This window comes from Sorangium sp. So ce296 (assembly GCF_051529605.1).
GTDB classification, from domain to species: Bacteria; Myxococcota_A; Polyangia; order Polyangiales; family Polyangiaceae; genus Sorangium; species Sorangium cellulosum_D.
This window is the reverse complement of record NZ_CP150325.1, coordinates 10171608-10188367: the sequence shown is the minus strand read 5'-3', so window position 1 is coordinate 10188367 and position 16760 is coordinate 10171608. Positions and strand designations below refer to the sequence as shown.

General features: G+C 72.5%; 11 protein-coding genes. 6 read left to right on the top strand and 5 right to left on the bottom strand.

Annotated features, from left to right (window positions below; all coding sequences use genetic code 11):
* The 4 genes from WME98_RS37895 to WME98_RS37880 form a co-directional block, all read right to left on the bottom strand.
* Window positions 1-750 carry a hypothetical protein gene (locus WME98_RS37895; RefSeq protein WP_437946568.1) on the bottom strand — a complete coding sequence of 250 codons (750 nt, stop codon included), beginning with the start codon at window positions 748-750 and terminating at the stop codon, window positions 1-3.
* Window positions 751-776: 26 nt separating this feature from the next.
* Entirely contained in the window at window positions 777-1475 is a 699-nt protein-coding gene (locus WME98_RS37890) for a sigma-70 family RNA polymerase sigma factor (protein WP_437946567.1), read from the bottom strand.
* Window positions 1472-1762, bottom strand: a complete 291-nt coding sequence (locus WME98_RS37885) for a hypothetical protein (RefSeq protein ID WP_437946566.1) — start codon at window positions 1760-1762, stop codon at window positions 1472-1474. Before WME98_RS37885 ends, WME98_RS37890 begins: the two co-directional genes overlap by 4 nt.
* Before the next feature lie 161 nt (window positions 1763-1923).
* The gene (locus tag WME98_RS37880; RefSeq protein WP_437946565.1) at window positions 1924-3852 is read right to left on the bottom strand and encodes a serine/threonine-protein kinase; all 1929 of its coding nucleotides are present in this window, start codon (window positions 3850-3852) and stop codon (window positions 1924-1926) included.
* Between the two features lie 746 nt (window positions 3853-4598).
* Between WME98_RS37880 and WME98_RS37875 the strand changes: the two genes are divergently transcribed.
* From WME98_RS37875 to WME98_RS37850, 6 genes are all read left to right on the top strand, one after another.
* Window positions 4599-5498 carry a hypothetical protein gene (locus WME98_RS37875; RefSeq protein ID WP_437946564.1) on the top strand — a complete coding sequence of 300 codons (900 nt, stop codon included), beginning with the start codon at window positions 4599-4601 and terminating at the stop codon, window positions 5496-5498.
* Window positions 5499-5653: 155 nt separating this feature from the next.
* Window positions 5654-9499: an RHS repeat-associated core domain-containing protein gene (locus tag WME98_RS37870; RefSeq protein ID WP_437946562.1), complete on the top strand. Its 3846-nt coding sequence runs from the start codon at window positions 5654-5656 to the stop codon at window positions 9497-9499.
* Between the two features lie 28 nt (window positions 9500-9527).
* Window positions 9528-10010, top strand: a complete 483-nt coding sequence (locus tag WME98_RS37865) for a hypothetical protein (RefSeq protein ID WP_437946561.1) — start codon at window positions 9528-9530, stop codon at window positions 10008-10010.
* A 598-nt stretch (window positions 10011-10608) separates the two neighbouring features.
* Window positions 10609-11436, top strand: coding sequence for a metal-dependent hydrolase (locus WME98_RS37860; RefSeq protein ID WP_437946560.1), 828 nt, complete (start codon window positions 10609-10611; stop codon window positions 11434-11436).
* A gap of 740 nt (window positions 11437-12176) precedes the next feature.
* On the top strand, window positions 12177-13355 hold the full coding sequence (locus WME98_RS37855) for a protein kinase domain-containing protein (RefSeq protein WP_437946559.1): 1179 nt from the start codon (window positions 12177-12179) through the stop codon (window positions 13353-13355).
* 118 nt (window positions 13356-13473) lie between these two features.
* Window positions 13474-14715 (top strand): hybrid sensor histidine kinase/response regulator, encoded by a 1242-nt coding sequence (locus tag WME98_RS37850; protein ID WP_061623227.1) that lies wholly within the window; start codon window positions 13474-13476, stop codon window positions 14713-14715.
* Window positions 14716-14872: 157 nt separating this feature from the next.
* Here WME98_RS37850 and WME98_RS37845 read toward each other — a convergent pair whose 3' ends face one another.
* The gene (locus tag WME98_RS37845; protein ID WP_437946557.1) at window positions 14873-16474 is read right to left on the bottom strand and encodes a glycoside hydrolase family 43 protein; all 1602 of its coding nucleotides are present in this window, start codon (window positions 16472-16474) and stop codon (window positions 14873-14875) included.
* Window positions 16475-16760 lie beyond the last annotated feature (286 nt).

The following is a 16760-nucleotide window of genomic DNA, read 5'->3' as shown; positions in this document are numbered from 1 at the left end:
TCAGAACACCTCCGGTGGCAGTGGACCAGCGACCGCGCTGCTATCCGGCGGCGGCGCCCCTGCGCGCGCGGAGCTTACTCCGGCCGGCGCGGCCTGGGGCATCCCGACATGGCCCCCCGGGCTGGGCGCGGCAACGTCCACCGTTCGCTTGGGCGATGCCGGCGGCGCGGGCGCACGACCCGCGGAGGCAGGCGACGCGGGCGCAGGAGCCACCGATGCAGGCGGCGCGGGCGCGGGCGCACGACCCGCGGAAGCAGGCGGCGCCGGCGCAGGAGCCGCCGACGCAGGCGGCGCGGGCACCAGCGCAGGAGCCGCCGACGCAGGCGGCGCGGGCGCCAACGCAGGAGCCGCCGACGCAGGCGGCGCGGGCGCCGCCCCCGCGTCCGCCGACGGGGCGCGCGCCGGCGCCTCGCCACGCACCGCGCGCGACGCCGGCCAGAGCGCGATCGCGCCGGCGGCCACCGCGACCACCGCGAGCACGACCGCCGCCTGGCGCAGCCCGGCGCGCGGCGAGCCCGCTGCCGCGCGCGCCGGCGCCGCCGCTCCCCCCTGCCCCTCCGCCCCGTCCGCCCCCCGATCCCCCGGCTTCGCCGCGCGGCGGCCCGCCTTGCGCACCGCCACGAGACCCGCGCGCTGCTCGACGGGATAGAACGGGTCGCCGCCCTGCCCGTCGTGCCGGAGCTTCTCGATCAGCGAGTCGAGCCTGGGATCGTCGCCGGGCTTCACCACCGGCCGCTTCGGGTCGTCCATGCGCATCACTTCCCCTCGTTCGTCGCTCATCCGCGCGGCGGCAGCGCCGTCACCCCGCGCTCGACGAGCGCCGCCGTCACGCGGTCGAGCAGCGCGTCGTGGCGGCGCCGCGCCGTCGAGACCGAGACGCCGAGCTCCGCCGCCACCTCGTGCATCGGCCGCTGGTCCACGTAGTACAGGGCATACAGCCGGCGATCGGCGTCGCCCAGCGCGGCGTACACGTCGCGCACGTGGCCGATCGCCCAGCGCCGGTCCTCCACGTCGATCGCCACGTCGTCGAGGGAGTCCCCGGCCTCGACGATCCCGAGGACCATGGTCGCGACGAGCTTCATCGCGTAGTCCGCGAGCTTGCCGGTGTTCGTCGCCTCGTCGTCCCAGATCACGTCGAACCGATCGGAGGTCTCCGCGACGAACGTGCGCGCCGCCAAGCTCGCCGCGCGCATCAGCCGGCGGACCTTCCGCTCCCGCTTCAAGCAGTCGAGGATCTCACCGGCGATGAACGCATACGCATAGGTCGTGAAGCGCGTCCCCCTCGCCGGAGAGAAGCGCGACGCCGCGTCCACCGCCCCCCAGTACCCCCAGGCGATGAGCTCCTCCCGCTCCTCGGGCCGCGCGTACGGCGCGAGCTCCGCCACCCGGGCCCGGACGAGGTCGATCGCGCCCACGACGAGCGCCTGCTGCTCGGGCGTCAGCGGCCGGGGAGGACCCTTGCGGTCCCTGCTCATCCCTTCCTCCCGCGGCGTCGCCCTGATTCCCGGCGATCGCCGCGCTCGGCTTCCTCCTTGCTGCCGGGCGCGCCGCCCCGCGCGATCTCGTGGCTCTCGTCGGGCGGCGGCCGCTGCTGGATCGACCCGAGCAGCGCGGCCGGATACGGGTGCGTCGACATCTGCACGAGCGCCTCCTCGCGCATGTGCTCGATGAGCTCCGGCGACAGCTTCCCGCGGTACGGCGCCAGCGCGCGCTCCACCACCTCCACCAGCACGGGATCGAACTCGCACAATTTCGTGGCCATCGTAAACCTCTCGCGTGACCGTCCAGGGTGGTGCCGGGACGCGCCGTCCCGAGCCCTCTCCTACCAGTTGTCCAGCGATCCTTCGGGGATTGCTCATGAACATCGAGCCGGGCCGCCGGTATCGCGGCGTCCCCGGTCGGACGCCGCTCCCGGCCAGGCCGCTACTCCAGGAACTCGTCATAGAACTTGGGGTCTCGGATGACCGGCCGCCGCCTCGGCCTCGCCTTGGTGGCCGGCGGCGCGGCGACCGGCGCGACCGGCGTCGGTACGGCAGTCGGCGCGGCCGCCGGTACGGCAGCCGGCACGGCCGTCGGCGGGGCGGTGCTTCCTTCGCTCTGCCGGGCTCCGGCGTCGCCGTCGGCGGGGGGCGCCTCGCGTGGCGCCGCGGCGCCCGCGCCCTCCACAGTCCCCGTCGCGGCGGGCGGCTCGATCGCCGCAGGCCCCGCGGCGCGCGCGAGCGGTGCTCCTGACGCCGGCGTCGACGGCGGCGCGTCGATCGCACGCGCCGGCGAGGGCGCCGCCGGCGCGCTCTGGAGCCGGAGGATCACGTCGAGGAGGAGCAGGCTCACCACGACCCCCAGCGAGAGCCCGATCGCCAGCGTGCGCGGTGTGATCCGCGGCCGCGCTCCGGTCGCGCCACGCGCGCTCGCCGCCGCCGGGCGCGCCGCGACCGGCCCCGCCGGCGCAGCGGCCCGCGCGGTGCTCGCGTGGGAGCCGCCGGCAGGCGGCCGCGCGCCCGCGCGGGCGTCCCCGGCGACCGGCGCCCTGCGCGGCAGCGGCACGGTGTGCTCCACGGGCACCCACGCCGCCGCGGCCTGCTCCAGCGGCGGGTCCGGCGCCCGCTGCGCGAGCGCCGCGACGCAGCTCGGGTCCCGCAGGCGCTCCGGCAGGCGCTCGGTCATGCCCCAGCCGGTGCCGGGCTGCCCGGGATCGGCCTCGCCGCCGGCCTGGCGGCCGGCCTGCGGGTCGCGCGGCAGCAGGCGCGTCGCTGCTCCTCCCGGCGATCCCGCCGCGGCGGCCGCCGGGACGGCGGCGCGCTCGACGCTCGCCGGAGGTCGGTCGGGCGCCGCGGGCCCCGTGGTCGCCGCGGCCTGCTCGTTGCCCCACCGCAGGACCTCCGAGATCTCCGGCTCGCCCGGGTTGGTGTCGCGCGTGCTTGGCGCATCGCGCATAGCGAGGAACGCGTCCCACAACGCGTCGGCGAACGCCAGCCCGTCCCGGTGCCGCTCGCGCGGGACCTTGTTGACGGCCCGCGCGATCACGTCCGAGATCTCCTCCGGCACGCCGACCCGCGTCAGCGGCGGCGGCACCTCGTTGAGGTGCTTGGCGAACAGGGCGTCCACCCGCCCCGCGGCGCGGGCATCGCCGAACGGGTGGAACCCGGCGATGGCCTCGTAGGCGATGAGCCCCAGCGCGTACACGTCCGTCGCCGGCGTCGGCACCTCGTCGCGGATCTGCTCGGGCGCCATGTAGAGCGGGGAGCCGTGGGTCTGCGCGTCCAGCGTGTCCGGGGCGCCGCTCAGCCGCGCGAGCCCGAAATCGAGGAGCTTCACGTCGCGCGGTCCGCGCACGATGAAGAGGTTCTCCGGCTTGATGTCGCGGTGGATGCCGCCGAACAGGTGCAGGTGGCCGGCGCCGAGCGCGGCGGCGCGGACGGTGGCGCACGCGAGCGGGAGCGAGAGCGCCCTGCGGCGGCGGAGCTCCTCGCGGAACGTCACGCCGTCGAGCAGCTCCATCCGGTACCAGGCGGTGAGGTTGTCGGTGAGGCCTACCTCGTGGACCTGGACCACGTTCGGGTGCCGCATCCGCGCGAGCACCTCTCCCTCCCGCAGCAGCCGGCGGCGCTGATCCGGGTCGTCGAGGAACTCGGACCGCACCAGCTTCAGCGCCCAGCTCTGGCCCTTCTCCGTGACGGCGTACACCGCCCCCATGCCGCCCTGGCCGAGGAGTCGATCGACGCGGAAGCGGCGCACGAACCAGGTGCCCGGCTTGAGGAGCGGGGGACCGGTCCGGCCGATCGCCGCCGGAGGCGCCTCGCCGCGGCGCCCCTCGGCGACCACCTCGCCATCGTTCTGTGACCTCCGCTTCACCGTAGACCTCCGCGTCCCGGGTCGGACGCCCTTGGACGACGGCCCGGCGCCGCGGGTCCTGCCCTCCCGCGGTGCCACATCGCGTCCGTGCTGGTTATCCGCGAACGGTTCACGATGTGCTCACGCCGCGCGTCGGCTCCGCCCTCCGGCGCGCGGCGCCACGGAGGACGCCCGCGATGGTCCGGTCCAGCCCTCTCCGGCGCACCCCGGCGTCATGTCCCCGGCGCGGCGCGCCGCCATCGGTCCTCGGGGGGCAGCTGGCCGCCTCCGCGACATTGATGACGGTCCTCGGGAGGCAGCTGGCTGCCTCCGGAGCATCGTTCCCGATCCCGGGAAGGCAGCTGGCTGCCTCCGGGACATCGATCCCGATCCCGGGAAGGCAGCTGGCTGCCTCCGGGACATCGATCCCGATCCCGGGAAGGCAGCTGGCTGCCTCCGGGACATCGATCCCGATCCCGGGAAGGCAGCTGGCTGCCTCCGGGACATCGATCCCGATCCCGGGAAGGCAGCTGGCTGCCTCCGGGACATCGATCCCGATCCCGGGCAGGCAGCTGGCTGCCTCCGGAGCATCGATCCCGATCCAGAAGAGCAAGTCAGCGACGTTGACGGCCTGACCGGGGTGATTATCCCAGGCGGACCGCCCGGCGCGCGCCGGACGGTCGTATCGAACCCAGGGCGGGGGACTCGAGAGCACGACAGGGCTCTTCGCCTCTCCGCGCCCGACATCAGCGAGAGGTGCTCCCCTCATGACCAAGCCTTCTGCTCCGCTCAAGAAAAAGCCAGCTCCCAGGAAGCCCGCGGCGCCGCCCCATGCGGCGGCGGCGTTCGACGAGGCCGCGCCCGAGATGAACGCGCTGGAGCGGGACGCGCTCATCCCGATCAACATCGATATCCCGCGCGCGGTCTCTCAGGTGCTCGGGGTGCTCCCTGGCTTGCTGGCGCTGCGCCCTCTCATCGCCGAGCGATTGCCGACGCACGATGTCGGTCTGGTCGACCGGCTGGAGACCTACGCGCTCGCCGCTTGGTATGCGCACCTCGCGTGGCTGTCCAGCGGAGGATCGCAGAGCGGGCTGAAGCCGCTCCTCGAGGAGGCGGCACCGCTGCGCGCGAATCTCCTCGGCGACGCAGAGGCCCTGGCCCGCCGCGGCCTGGTCGACGCGGAGACGGTCGCGGACATCCGGGCGGGGAACGGTCACATGGACACGGCGAGCGACCTCGTCGCGCTCTCGGCGCTGTTCAGCGGCAGCTGGTCCGAGATCGCGGGGAAGACCGCCGCGACCGAGGATGAGGTCAGGCGCGCCGGCGAGCTCGGGCCGGAGCTCCTCGCCGCCCTCGGCGTGAGGGAGCACGGCGCCGCCCCGGGCCCGAGCGACGCCGCGGACAAGAGGGCGCGCGCGTTCACGCTGTTCGTGAATGCGTACGACCAGACCCGCCGCGCCGTCGCCTACCTCCGCTGGAACGAAGGAGACGTCGAGACGATCGCGCCGTCCCTCTACAAGGGCCGCGGCGGTCGCGGGGCGTCGCCCCGCGACACGGACGCCGCGCCGCAAGAAGACCCGTCGGAGCAGCCGGACGCCGCGCCGGCGTCCCCCGACGCAGCCGCGCCTGCACCGGCTGGCGCGCCGGCCGCCGTGCCGCCCGGCTGAGCCACCGCCGCCGCGGCGCGCCCCCATCGCCGCCGTGCCGCCGGCAGACGCGCCTCGGCCGGCGCTCATGGCGCGGACCATCCCTCCAGTGTTCGTCGGCGCTCGGGTGTGACCGGCGATTGAAGCGCCGTGGAAGGGCGGGTACTGCTGGCTCCATGGCCCGCACTGCGCCTGTGCCGAACATCCCCGCGATCCCCGGGATGAACCCCGGCGTGTTCATCCTGGGCGGAGGCGGCGGGGGCGGCGGCAGCGGCGGCCAGGGCGGCGGTGGGGGCGCCGGGGACCATGGGGCGGGTGGCGGCAGCGGCGGCAGCAGCGCGGGCGGCGGGGGCAAGACTGCGCCGGATCCGAACCGGTATCCTGAGTGCGGGACGGTCTCGCACCCCATCGATGTCGTCACGGGCCGCGTCTTCACGCACGCGGTTCCGATCTGCGATCTGCCGGGGCCGCTGCCGCTCTCGTGGGAGCGCTCGTACAGCGCCGCAATGGCCGATCGCGACGCCGGGCTCGGTCACGGTTGGGGGCACAGGCTCGGCTGGGAGATCGAGGTGCGGAGCCATCGGGTGGTCGTGTGGACCGGGCTGGGCACGGCGGTGGATCTCCCGAAGCCCGCCGAGGGCGAGGCGGTGCTCGGCAAGTGGGGCTACAGGTTGCGGCGCGAGGCGGACGGATGGCTCCTGGACGCAGGCGACGGCGTGAAACGGCGTTTCGCCTGCGTGCAGGACGGCGACCGGCGCGTGCGGCTCACGGCCGTGGAGGACCGCAACGGCAACCGCATCGCGCTGGTCTACGACGAGAAGGATGGCCGGCTGGTCGAGGTGACCGACAGCGCGGGCCGGCGGGTACGGCTCCGCGACAGGACGTCGGGCGAGCAGCGGGTGACCACGATCGAGGTGCAGCTCGATGAGGAGCGCGGCGAGCGGCTCGCGCTCGGCACGCTGACGTGCGACCCGCGCGGCGATCTCGTGGCCGCGACCGACGCGGATGGCCACGGCTGGCGCTATGCTTATGACGAGCGGCACCTGCTCGTCGAGGACACCGACCGCAATGGGCTGACGTGGCACTTCGTTTATGACGGCCAGCGCCGCGGCATCGAGGCGTGGGGAGACTACCCTGGCAAGGCCGACCCGAGCCTGGCCGGCGAGCCGCCGGAGGTCCTTCACGACGGGGAGACGCGGTGGAAGGGGATCCACCACTGCAAAGTCAACTACTGGGACGTCGGCTTCACCGAGGTGGTCGATTTCAGCCAGACGCGGCGCTTTCACGGCAACGAGCACGGCACGCTCGACAAGCAGGTGATCGGCGGCGCGGTCGTGACGGCGACCTACCGGGAGGACGGCTGGATGACCTCGCGCACGAGCGAGCGCGGCGGGATCGAGCGGTTCGAGCGCAACGCGCGGGGGAGCGTCATCCGGTACACGGATCCGCTCGTGCATGTCACGGCGATCGAGCGCGACGCCAATGATTGGCCGGTCGAGATCGTCGATGCCAAGGGCGGCGTGCACCGGCTCGAGCGCGACGCGCGCGGGAACGTGACGCGCTATGTCGATCCCACGGGCGCGGCGACGTTCCGCCGGTACGACGCGCGCGGGCTCGTGCTCGAGGAGATCTCGCCGAGCGGCGAGCGCACCGCGTTGTCGTACGATGCGCACGGCAACTGCGCCGAGGTGACGCTGGCCAGCGGCGCCACGTGGCGCTTCCGGCACGACCGGCTCGGCCGGCGCGTCGCCGTCATCGACCCGTTCGGCGCCGAGACGCGGTACCGGTGGTCGGCGCGCGGCGACCTGGCGGCGGTCACCGACCCGACCGGCGCGACCACGCGCTACGCCTACGATGGCGAGCAGCACCTGACCGAGATCGCCGACGCGAACGGCGGGGTCACGTCGTTCGTGTGGGGCGGCTACCATAAGCTGTGCGTGCGCCGTGACCCGAACGGCCACGAGGTGCGGCTCGGCTATAGCCCCGAGGGCGAGCTCGTCGAGGTGCGCAACGAGCAGGGCGAGGTGGACGCGCTCCGGCGTGACGGCAGCGGCAAGGTGCTCGAAGAGGTCACGTTCGACGGGCGGGTGATCCGCTATGGATACGACGCGGCGGGCGACCTGATCCGGCGGTCGCATGGCGAGCGGGACCTGGTGCGGCTCGCGTACGACCTGACCGGTCGGCTGATCCGCCGCGAGCACTGGGACGACTCGGCCGAGGAGCTGGAGTACGACGCTCTGGGCGACTTGGTGGGCGTGACGTGGCCGGGCGGTGAGCTCCGGCTCGACCGCGACGCCGCTGGACGCGTGGTGCGGGAGCGCCAGATCGTCGCTGGCGTGGAGCACCGGGTCGAGAGCATCTATGACCGGGAAGGCGAGCGCGTTCTGCGCAAGACCTCGCTCAGGCACACCGAGGCGATCGAGCGGGGGCCGTTCGGAGAGCGGCGCCGGACGGTGCTGGACGGGCGCGTCGTCGTCGACCACGCGAGCGATCTGCTCGGGCGGGAGGTGGCGCGGGCGCTGCCGGGCGGGGGGCGGATCGAGAGCGCGTACGACGTCTTCGGTCGCGTCGAGCGGCGGCGCGCGGTGGGCCTGGCCCGCGAGGTGCGCGTGGGGCCGGGCGAGCCGGCGTGGGTCGGGCCGCGGCCGGAGAACGTCACCCTGGACATGACGTATCGGTACGATCCTGTGGGCGAGCTGAGCGCCGCGTGGGATCAGGGGCGGGGGTGGACTTCGTATCGATATGATCCCGTAGGACAGCTCCTCGCGCGCGCGCCGGAGCAGGCCCGGGCCGAGGTGTTCCGCTACGACCCGGCGGGGAACAGCTACGAGGCCGGCCCGGGTGCGGTGCCGAGGGAGCACGGGCGCGGCAACCGACTCGTCCGCAAGGGGAACACCCGGTACCTGTGGGATGCGGAGGGGCGGCTCGCCGAGAAATGGGAGGAGGACCCGGCGACCGGCGCGCGGCGGGCCTGGAAGTACACGTGGGATCTCGCCGGGCTCCTGGAGAGCGTGACCACGCCGGCGGGCGATCGGATCGAGCTCCGGTACGACCCCTTCGCCCGGCGCGTGGAGAAGCGCGTGGGCCAGGCGCCGGCGAGCTCTCTGCAGGCCTTCAGGCCGCGCTCGGTGACGCGGTTCGTGTGGGACGGCGACGTGCTCGTGCACGAGATCTCCCAACGGGTGCTGCCCGACGGGGAGCTGTCGGCGGTCGAGGTCAAGACCTACTGCTTCGAGGACGGCGGGTTCGCGCCGGTCGCGCACCGCGATGGCGGCGGGTGGTTCCATTACGTGAACGACCCGATCGGAACCCCGGAGCGGCTCGTCGACGACCGCGGCGAGGTCGCCTGCGAGCTGCGGCGCGAGGCGTGGGGTCGCACGGAGACGGCGCCGGGGGCGAGGACTTCGACGGCGATCAGGTTCCCGGGGCAGTACGAGGATCCGGAGACGGGGCTCTGTTACAACCGGTTCAGGTACTACGACCCGGACGCGGGGCGGTTCATCAGCGCGGATCCGATAGGACTCGACGGCGGGATCCACGTTTTTATCTATGCCACGAATCCTATTCTTTGGCTCGATCCGCTTGGCTTGATCTTTGCGCGACGCTACAGTCGTGCGGAAGTACGGCGAATTCTTGCAGAAAGCGAGGGGCGTAGCCCAGGAGTCGGGAAACCTCCAGGTCACGCTCAGGGCCTACATGGAAGCATTGGCGATGCTGGCCTACAAGCTCGCGCCGATACCGAACACGCGAATCGTTCAAGCTACCGCACCTGTGCGCAACAAGCACGAGCGACCTTCGACGCTCTCAATTCACCACAGGGGCAAGCGGCCCTGGCGCAGCTGGATTCCAACCCTAGCTTGACAGCGGTCAACATAACCGCTTCGGTTCAGTCCGAGGCGCGAGTCGCCTCGCCAGGTGGCACCAGAATACGTCAGCAATCGTCCGCAACAACGTTCGTGAGAGTATACCGGCTCCCCGGCGCGGGCGATCGAGTGCATATACAGACATCCTACCCCAGGTGATCGGCCTATGACGACGAGCGCGCTCTATATGCTGAACGACAAGTTCGAGACAATCAAAACAAGTCTCGCGAGCCGTGTTCATCCTCGGCGCTGGCAGGTTATCCATGTTTTTGCGCACGACCGAGCGGCGACCGAAGCAAAGTTCGAGCCTCGCATCGTCGCGTGCGAGTACGCTGAATTTATGCGGCTACAGACCGAGCAGCTCTCGTACTTCTGTCAGGCGCGTCGCAGCATCGCAGAGGATGTCTGCATGGCTGTCGCGGAGTTTGACGTTGTCATGTCTAGTCGCCAGATGCCTCGTGATGTGGCCGCCGCACTGACAACGGCATGGCTCGGTCAGTTTGATGAGGAGACGGTCTTCTTGACCAACGGAGATGTCTCGGGATCGAAGGCGCGCGGCAAATACCTCGATCAACTTAATCGCAGTCTGTTTTTTACCGATCGCGAGGCTGGTGTGCTCGCGGTGTCGCCCGCGCGTTGTGGGATCTTCTGGTCGGCTGAGAACTCATGAGGATGCCCGCGGCTGGTCTGGGAGTGCCTGGAAGCGCGGCGATGGCCGAGCGGGACATGGGCCCTGTCCACGGCTGGGCACACGCGCTGGGGTAGGAGTGCGGGGTAACCGCCCGCCGGGCGCCATCTTGCGCTGTCGGGCGGTTACGGCGTGAGCCACGCCATGTTCACGACGGTGCGCTGCATGGTCGAATCGTCGGTGTAGGCCGCTCCCGGCTCGGCGCTCCGTCATGGAATGCCCTGTCACCCCCGGCCCGAACGGCGGCCGGCAAGAGGCCCCGCTTCCTCGCCCAGGATGCAGGTCTCCTCGCAACCCGGATCCCCTCCGATCCGCCCGGCGGTGCCGGAGAGCGCCCCGCGCGCCCCGATGGCGGTCGCCATCGCGCGCGACCGCACCGGCCGCCGGACCCCTGACCCCACCCGCCCAGCGCCCTGCCACGCGGCCCGTCGCCTCGCCGTGCGCTATTGACTACAGTTCAATAGCTGCTATGGACACGGACCGGCACCCATGCCCGGAGCGCGCTGCTTCGCGCCCGGCACGGGCTCCACCGGCGCCGCGACCGGCGCTGCTGGGAGCAATGGCGAGGAAGGAGAGCTCGATGATCACCGAAAAGGCGCCCCTCAAGCCGCGTAAGCCGCCCGTGTCGTTCGAGCAGGGCCTCACCCGCCACTGGCTCGGCGGCCACATGGTGCCGACCCACGTCGCCAACGCCGTCAACCTGCTGTTCCCCGCGGGCGAGCGCTTCTTCATCCGCAGCGTCGCGCGCTACGCCGACCGCGTCGAGGACCCGGCGCTGCGCGCCCAGGTGAAGGCGTTCTTCGGACAGGAAGGGCACCACGCCAAGGCGCACGAGCGGTTCTTCGACCTGCTCCGCGCGCAGGGCTACGAGATCGACCGCTTCCTCCGCGCCTACCAGCGGGTCGCCTACGACGGCATCGAGCGCGTCAGCTCGCCCGAGCTGCGGCTCTCGGTCACCGCGGCGCTCGAGCACTACACCGCGATCATGGCGGAGGACGCGCTCCAGGCCGGCACGCTCGACCTCGCCCACCCGACCGCGAGGGAGCTCCTGCTCTGGCACGCCGCCGAGGAGATCGAGCACAAGACCGTCGCCTTCGACGTGCTGAAGCTCGTCAACCCGAGCTACGCCCTGCGCCTCGCCGGCTTCGCGCTCGCCACGATCACGCTGGCGATGTTCTGGCTCTCCGCCCTGCTCGTGCTGCTCGCCCAGGAGCTCCCCCGCCGCGGCGAGCGCGACGCGCGCGCGGCGTCGACGACAGCGCGCCTCCCGCCCCTCAGGCACAGGTCCGTGCTGAAGGGCGTGTTTCTCCGCGGTATTCGCGAGTACGCGCGCCGCGACTTCCACCCTTCGCAAAACGACAACATCCACCTCGCGAGGGCCTACCTCGCCGGGATCGGGGCCGCTTGAGCGCCGGACGGACGTCATGAGCGGTCGCGACCAGCGCGCCTATGCCGACCGCTCCGGGCTCCGCGAGCACATCGCCTCCCGCCCCCGCGGCCCCTTCTGCAGGACGCTTTCCAGCGGCTCCGCTCAGTCCGCATCAGCGAGCGCCGCTGCCGAGGCCGCCCCGCCGGGCGCCGCTCCTCCGGCGAGGCGCCCAGCCACGCTGGCGCGCGCCGCTCCGCGCGAGGGGCCAGCCGCGCTGAGCAGCGTGGCATTCCGACACACTCTCGGCATCGCGCTTGACGCCGCGCGGACGCATGCACAGCCATGGCGGCGGACGTGACGCTCCTGCGACACGCCCACAGGCAGTCGCGTGCACGCCGCTTCGCAGCTGCAGCACGTGTCGCTCTTCGTTGATAGGCATGAGCAGGGCACGTATCATGCGCTCCATGGCAGATGCGGCGGGCGGCCCGCCTGGCTTCAGTTCCGGAAGCGAGAACGGCGGCGATCCCCCGGCGCCCCTCGTGCCCGACGTCGCGGATACGCTGCCGGGCGTGGACACCGTCGTGCGCGACCGGTCCCCCGCGCGGGTCGAGCCGCCGGTCGAGCCTCACAGCGACAGCTCGACGCTGAGCGACGAGGACCTCGCGCTGGCCGCCACCCGCTCGAGCATGCACGAGGGCGGAGGCCACGTTCAGGTGCCTCCCGACGGCACTTTACTGGGAGGGGTCTATCGCATTCTGGGTCGGCTCGGCGAGGGGGCGATGGGCGTCATCCTCCTGGCGCGCGACGAGCAGCTCCAGCGCGACGTCGCCATCAAGCTGCTCCGGCCGGAGCAGCTCGACAACGCGCAGATGCAGGCCCGGCTGCTCGCGGAGGCGCGGGCGATGGCGCGCGTCCACCACCCGAACGTCGTCGAGATCTACGCCTTCGGGGAGTACGTCAACGCGCCGTACTTCGTGATGCAGTACGTGCCCGGGGTCACGCTCGACACCTACGTCCACAGCAAGGGCGGCCGGCTCGGGCTCGACGAGGCGCTGAGCATCCTCGACCAGGCCTGCCTCGGCGTGTCGGCGATCCACGCCTCGGGCATCGCCCACCGCGACGTCAAGCCGAGCAACATCCTCGTCGGCCAGGCCCTCCGCGTCGTGGTCGCCGATCTCGGCCTCGCGAAGCGCATCCCCCGCGGCGACCGGGTCGAGCTCGCCTTCTCGGGCACCCCGGCGTACCTGGCGCCCGAGGTGGCGCTGGGCCGGCAGCTCGACCCTGCGCTGCTGCCGCGGATCGACGTCTACGCGCTCGGGGTGGTCGCCTACTACCTGCTCGCCGGCCGCCTGCCGTTCCAGAGCACGAGCACCGTCGATCTGGTGATGCAGCACGCCTATCAGCCGCCGATCCCGCCGAGCGAGCTCTGCCTGGACCTGCCGGCGTCGTTCGACGCGCCGGTGCTCGCGGCGCTGGCCAAGGAGCCCGACCAGCGCATGGCGAGCGCGGACGCGCTGCGCGAGGCGCTCCTCGACGCCCGCAGCGCGATGCCGACCTACGCCCGCACGACGCGCGTCATGGTGGCCGACGACAGCCCGTCGTTCCGCACCTTCCTCGCCAGCGTCCTCGCGCAGGCGCTGCCCGGCGCCGTCATCGAGACCGCGCCCGACGGCACGGCGGCGCTCGCCGCCATCGAGGCGAACCCCCCGTCGCTCGGCGTGTTCGATCTGGACATGCCCGGCCTGGACGGCATCGCCCTCACCGCGGCGGTGCGGAAGCTGCCGCGGGGGGACTTCCCGATCATCGTGGCGACCGGGACCGGGGGCGCGGCGGACTGGCAGTGCCTGTCGCGCCTCGGCGCCTCGGCGTTCCTCGTCAAGCCGTTCGACGCGGGGCAGCTCATCACCCTGGCGCGCGCGCTCGTGGGCGTCGCAGACGAGCAGAAGCGCAAGCAATGATTATCAAAACGGGGACCATGCCCACGGCGCCGGCGCTCTCGGCGCGGGCGGCGTGGCGCGTCGCGCGCCGGCGCGAGATCGCCGGTGTACCGACGGGTCGGCGACGTCGAGGCTCCTGATGAACGACAGCGAGATCAAGGTCCTGGTGGTCGATGACGACGAGGTCGATCACCTCGTCACGCGCAGGCTCCTCCGCGAGGTGTCCCGGACCCGCTACGACGTCACCTGGCTGAGCACCTCGGACGAGGCGATCGAGGCGCTGCTCGCCGGCGGCTACGACGTCTGTCTCCTCGATTACCGGCTCGACGCCCGCACCGGGCTCGACGTCGTGCACGAGGCGAACCGCTTCGGGTGCGCGATCCCCATCATCATGCTGACCGGGGTCGGCGACGAGGAGATCGACATGGCCGCGATGAGCGCGGGCGCGGCGGATTACCTCGTGAAGGGGCGGTTCGACGCGCAGATCCTCGAGCGCACGATCCGCTACGCCATCGAGCACAAGCGGAGCCAGCTCAAGCTCAAGCAGTACGCCGACACGCTGGAGGAGAGCAACCGGCAGCTCCTCCAGATGCACGAGGAGCTCGCGGCCAAGAACGCCGAGCTCGTCCGGCTGAACGAGGAGAAGAACCGCTTCGTCGGCATGGCGGCCCACGACCTCCGGAACCCGCTCGGCGTCATCCTGGGCTACAGCGACTTCATGCTGATGACCCACCGCCGCGGGGAGCAAGCGTCGCTGCTCCGGGAGGACGGGGTCGAGATCATCCAGATGATCCGGAGCTCGAGCAAGTTCATGCTCTCGCTCATCAACGACCTGCTCGACGTGTCGATGATCGAGCTCGGCAAGCTGAACCTCGACCGGAAGAGCACGGATGTCGTCCAGCTCGTCGAGTCGAACGTGGCGCTCAACATGGTGCTGGCCGGGCAGAAGAGCATGAAGCTCGTCGTCGAGAGCGACGAGAGCGTCCCGCGGGTCGACGTGGACGTCCACAAGCTGGAGCAGGTGCTCAACAACCTGATCAGCAACGCGATCCACTACTCCCCGCCGGGCACGACCATCCGCGTCCGGGTCGAGGGCGCCCCCGCCGCCGACGGGGGCGCGACCGAGGTGCTCCTGTCGGTGCAGGACGAGGGGCCCGGGATCGCGCCGGAGGACATCGGCAAGCTGTTCCGCCCGTTCGGCCGGGCGAGGACGGTCAGCACCGGCGGAGAGCGCTCGACGGGCCTCGGGCTCGCCATCGCGCAGCGCATCGTCGAGGGGCACGGGGGGCGCATCTGGGTCGAGAGCGTGGTCTCGAAGGGGGCGACGTTCTTCGTGGCCCTGCCCGTCGCGCCGGCGCCCGACGCCGAGGCGGCCGCCTAGAGCGGCGGTCACCCGCTTCGGATACGGGCCCATCTCGACGTTTTCGGTGCTCAGCGCACCGGAGTGCGCTTCCGCGCCGAAAACGCCGAGCTGGACCCGTCTCCTGTGCGGGTGAACGCCGCTCTGTAATGCAGGGCGAAGACCGCTCTAGAGGGGATCAGGGCTCCTGCGGGAGCTCGGCGTAGTCGAGGTAGTCGAAATCGGCGGGGAGGCCGCTGCCGGTGAGATCGTGGGCGCACAGCGCCGCGAAGGCGCCGGTAAAGCCCAGGCCGCGCGAGGTGCGCTCGTCGGACAGGAGCGACGCGTCGAGCACGGGCCCGAGCGGGTCGAAGCGCTCTCCGTCGCTCGAGGACGAGAACTGGAGGTCCTTGCCGGAGAGCTCGAAGCGGAGGTGGACGCGCGGGGCGGCGCAGGCGGCCGGGCGCGCGAGCCAGGTGAGCCGCCCGTGCTCGCTGCCGAGGAGCGCGATCGAGCGCCCGGCGCGCTCGTCGTGGCTGAGCAGCGCGTAGAAGTAGCTCTCGTCGTCGTACAGGCACATGAGCCCCGCCATCTGCTGGAACGAGGCGGGCTCGAACTCGAGGCAGGTCTCGACGCGGCAGCGGAGCGACTGGATGCGGCGGCCGACGATGCTCTGCCGGTGCAGCGACTGCGGCGACTCGCGGCCGCGGACGCGCAGGTAGCCGGGGCGCTCGCGCAGCGACACCCAGCTCTCGTCGGGCACGTCGCGCAGCGTCTGGTACGCGACGCCCAGCGCCGCCCGATCGAAGTGATCGCGCGCCGGGGGCTCCTTGAAGGGGTGGTCCGGCAGGCGGGGCGCCGGCACGCGGACGGCGGGCGCGGGCGGTCGCGGCGCCCCGTCGAGCGCGAGCCAACCGTCGTCGGTCCAGCGCACCCGCTGGATCGCCGTCTCGCGGCCGAGGATGCAGCGGCGCTCGCCCGGGAGCGGCCGCCCGACCAGGTGGGCGAGGTACCACTCGCCCGTGGTGGTCTCGACCAGGCAGCCGTGCCCGGCCTTCTGCAGCGCGATGGCCGGGTCGTGGACGGAGGTGAGGAGCGGGGAGCTCGGGTCGACCTCGTAGGGCCCCTCGATGCGGCGGGAGCGCGCCACGACGGCGGCGTGCTCGTAGCTGGTGCCGCCCTCGGCGACGAGGAGGTAGTAGTGGTCCCCGCGCCGGTAGAGGTGCGGCCCCTCGGTGCAGCCGCGGCCGCTGCCGGTGAAGATCCAGCGGCGCTCGCCGACCAGGCGGCGCTGCTCGAGATCGAGCTCCTGCAGCACGATGCCGGGGAACTGGTGGTTGCCGGGGCGGTGGTCCCACACCATGTTGACGAGCCACGCCCGGCCGTCCTCGTCGTGGAACAGCGAGGGGTCGAAGCCGCCGCGGTTCAGCGCGACGGGCTCGGACCACGGCCCCTCGATGCGGCTCGCGGTGACGTAGTAGTTGTGCGCGTCGACGAAGCCGCCCCAGGACTTCACGTCGGTGTAGACGAGGTAGAACACGCCGCCGGCGTGGGTGAGGCAAGGCGCCCAGACGCCGCCCGAGCGGGGGTTGCCGAGCAGGTCGAGCTGCGAGCGGCGGTCCAGGGCATAGCCGATGGGGTTCCAGTGGCGGAGATCGCGGCTGTGGTGGAGCCGCACGCCGGGGAACCACTCGAAGGTGGAGGTGGCCAGGTAGTAGTCCTCGCCCACCCGGAGGATGGAGGGATCGGGGTGAAAGCCCCGGAGCACGGGGTTCTCGATGAAGGTCGGTTCGCTGGTCATCGCGGGGGCTAGGGTCCGAAGGAGGAAAGTCGGGTGCGGTTCGACGGCCGCGCCGGCGGGCGCGGGGCGACGGGCGCGCGGGCATCTTGCAGCGGGGCGGCGGGGCGGCGCAACGGGGCACGGCGGGGCGGCCCTACCCGGGTTGGCAGGGTGCTCCGCGCGCCGCGGGAGGCTGCGCGGGCTCCGTGGGGCACCGCCCTCGACGCACCCTGCGCGCCCGCGGCGGCTGCAGCGCGCGGCGCTGAACGGACGCCGGCCGCGGCGGGCGCCGTGTGTGCCTGACGGC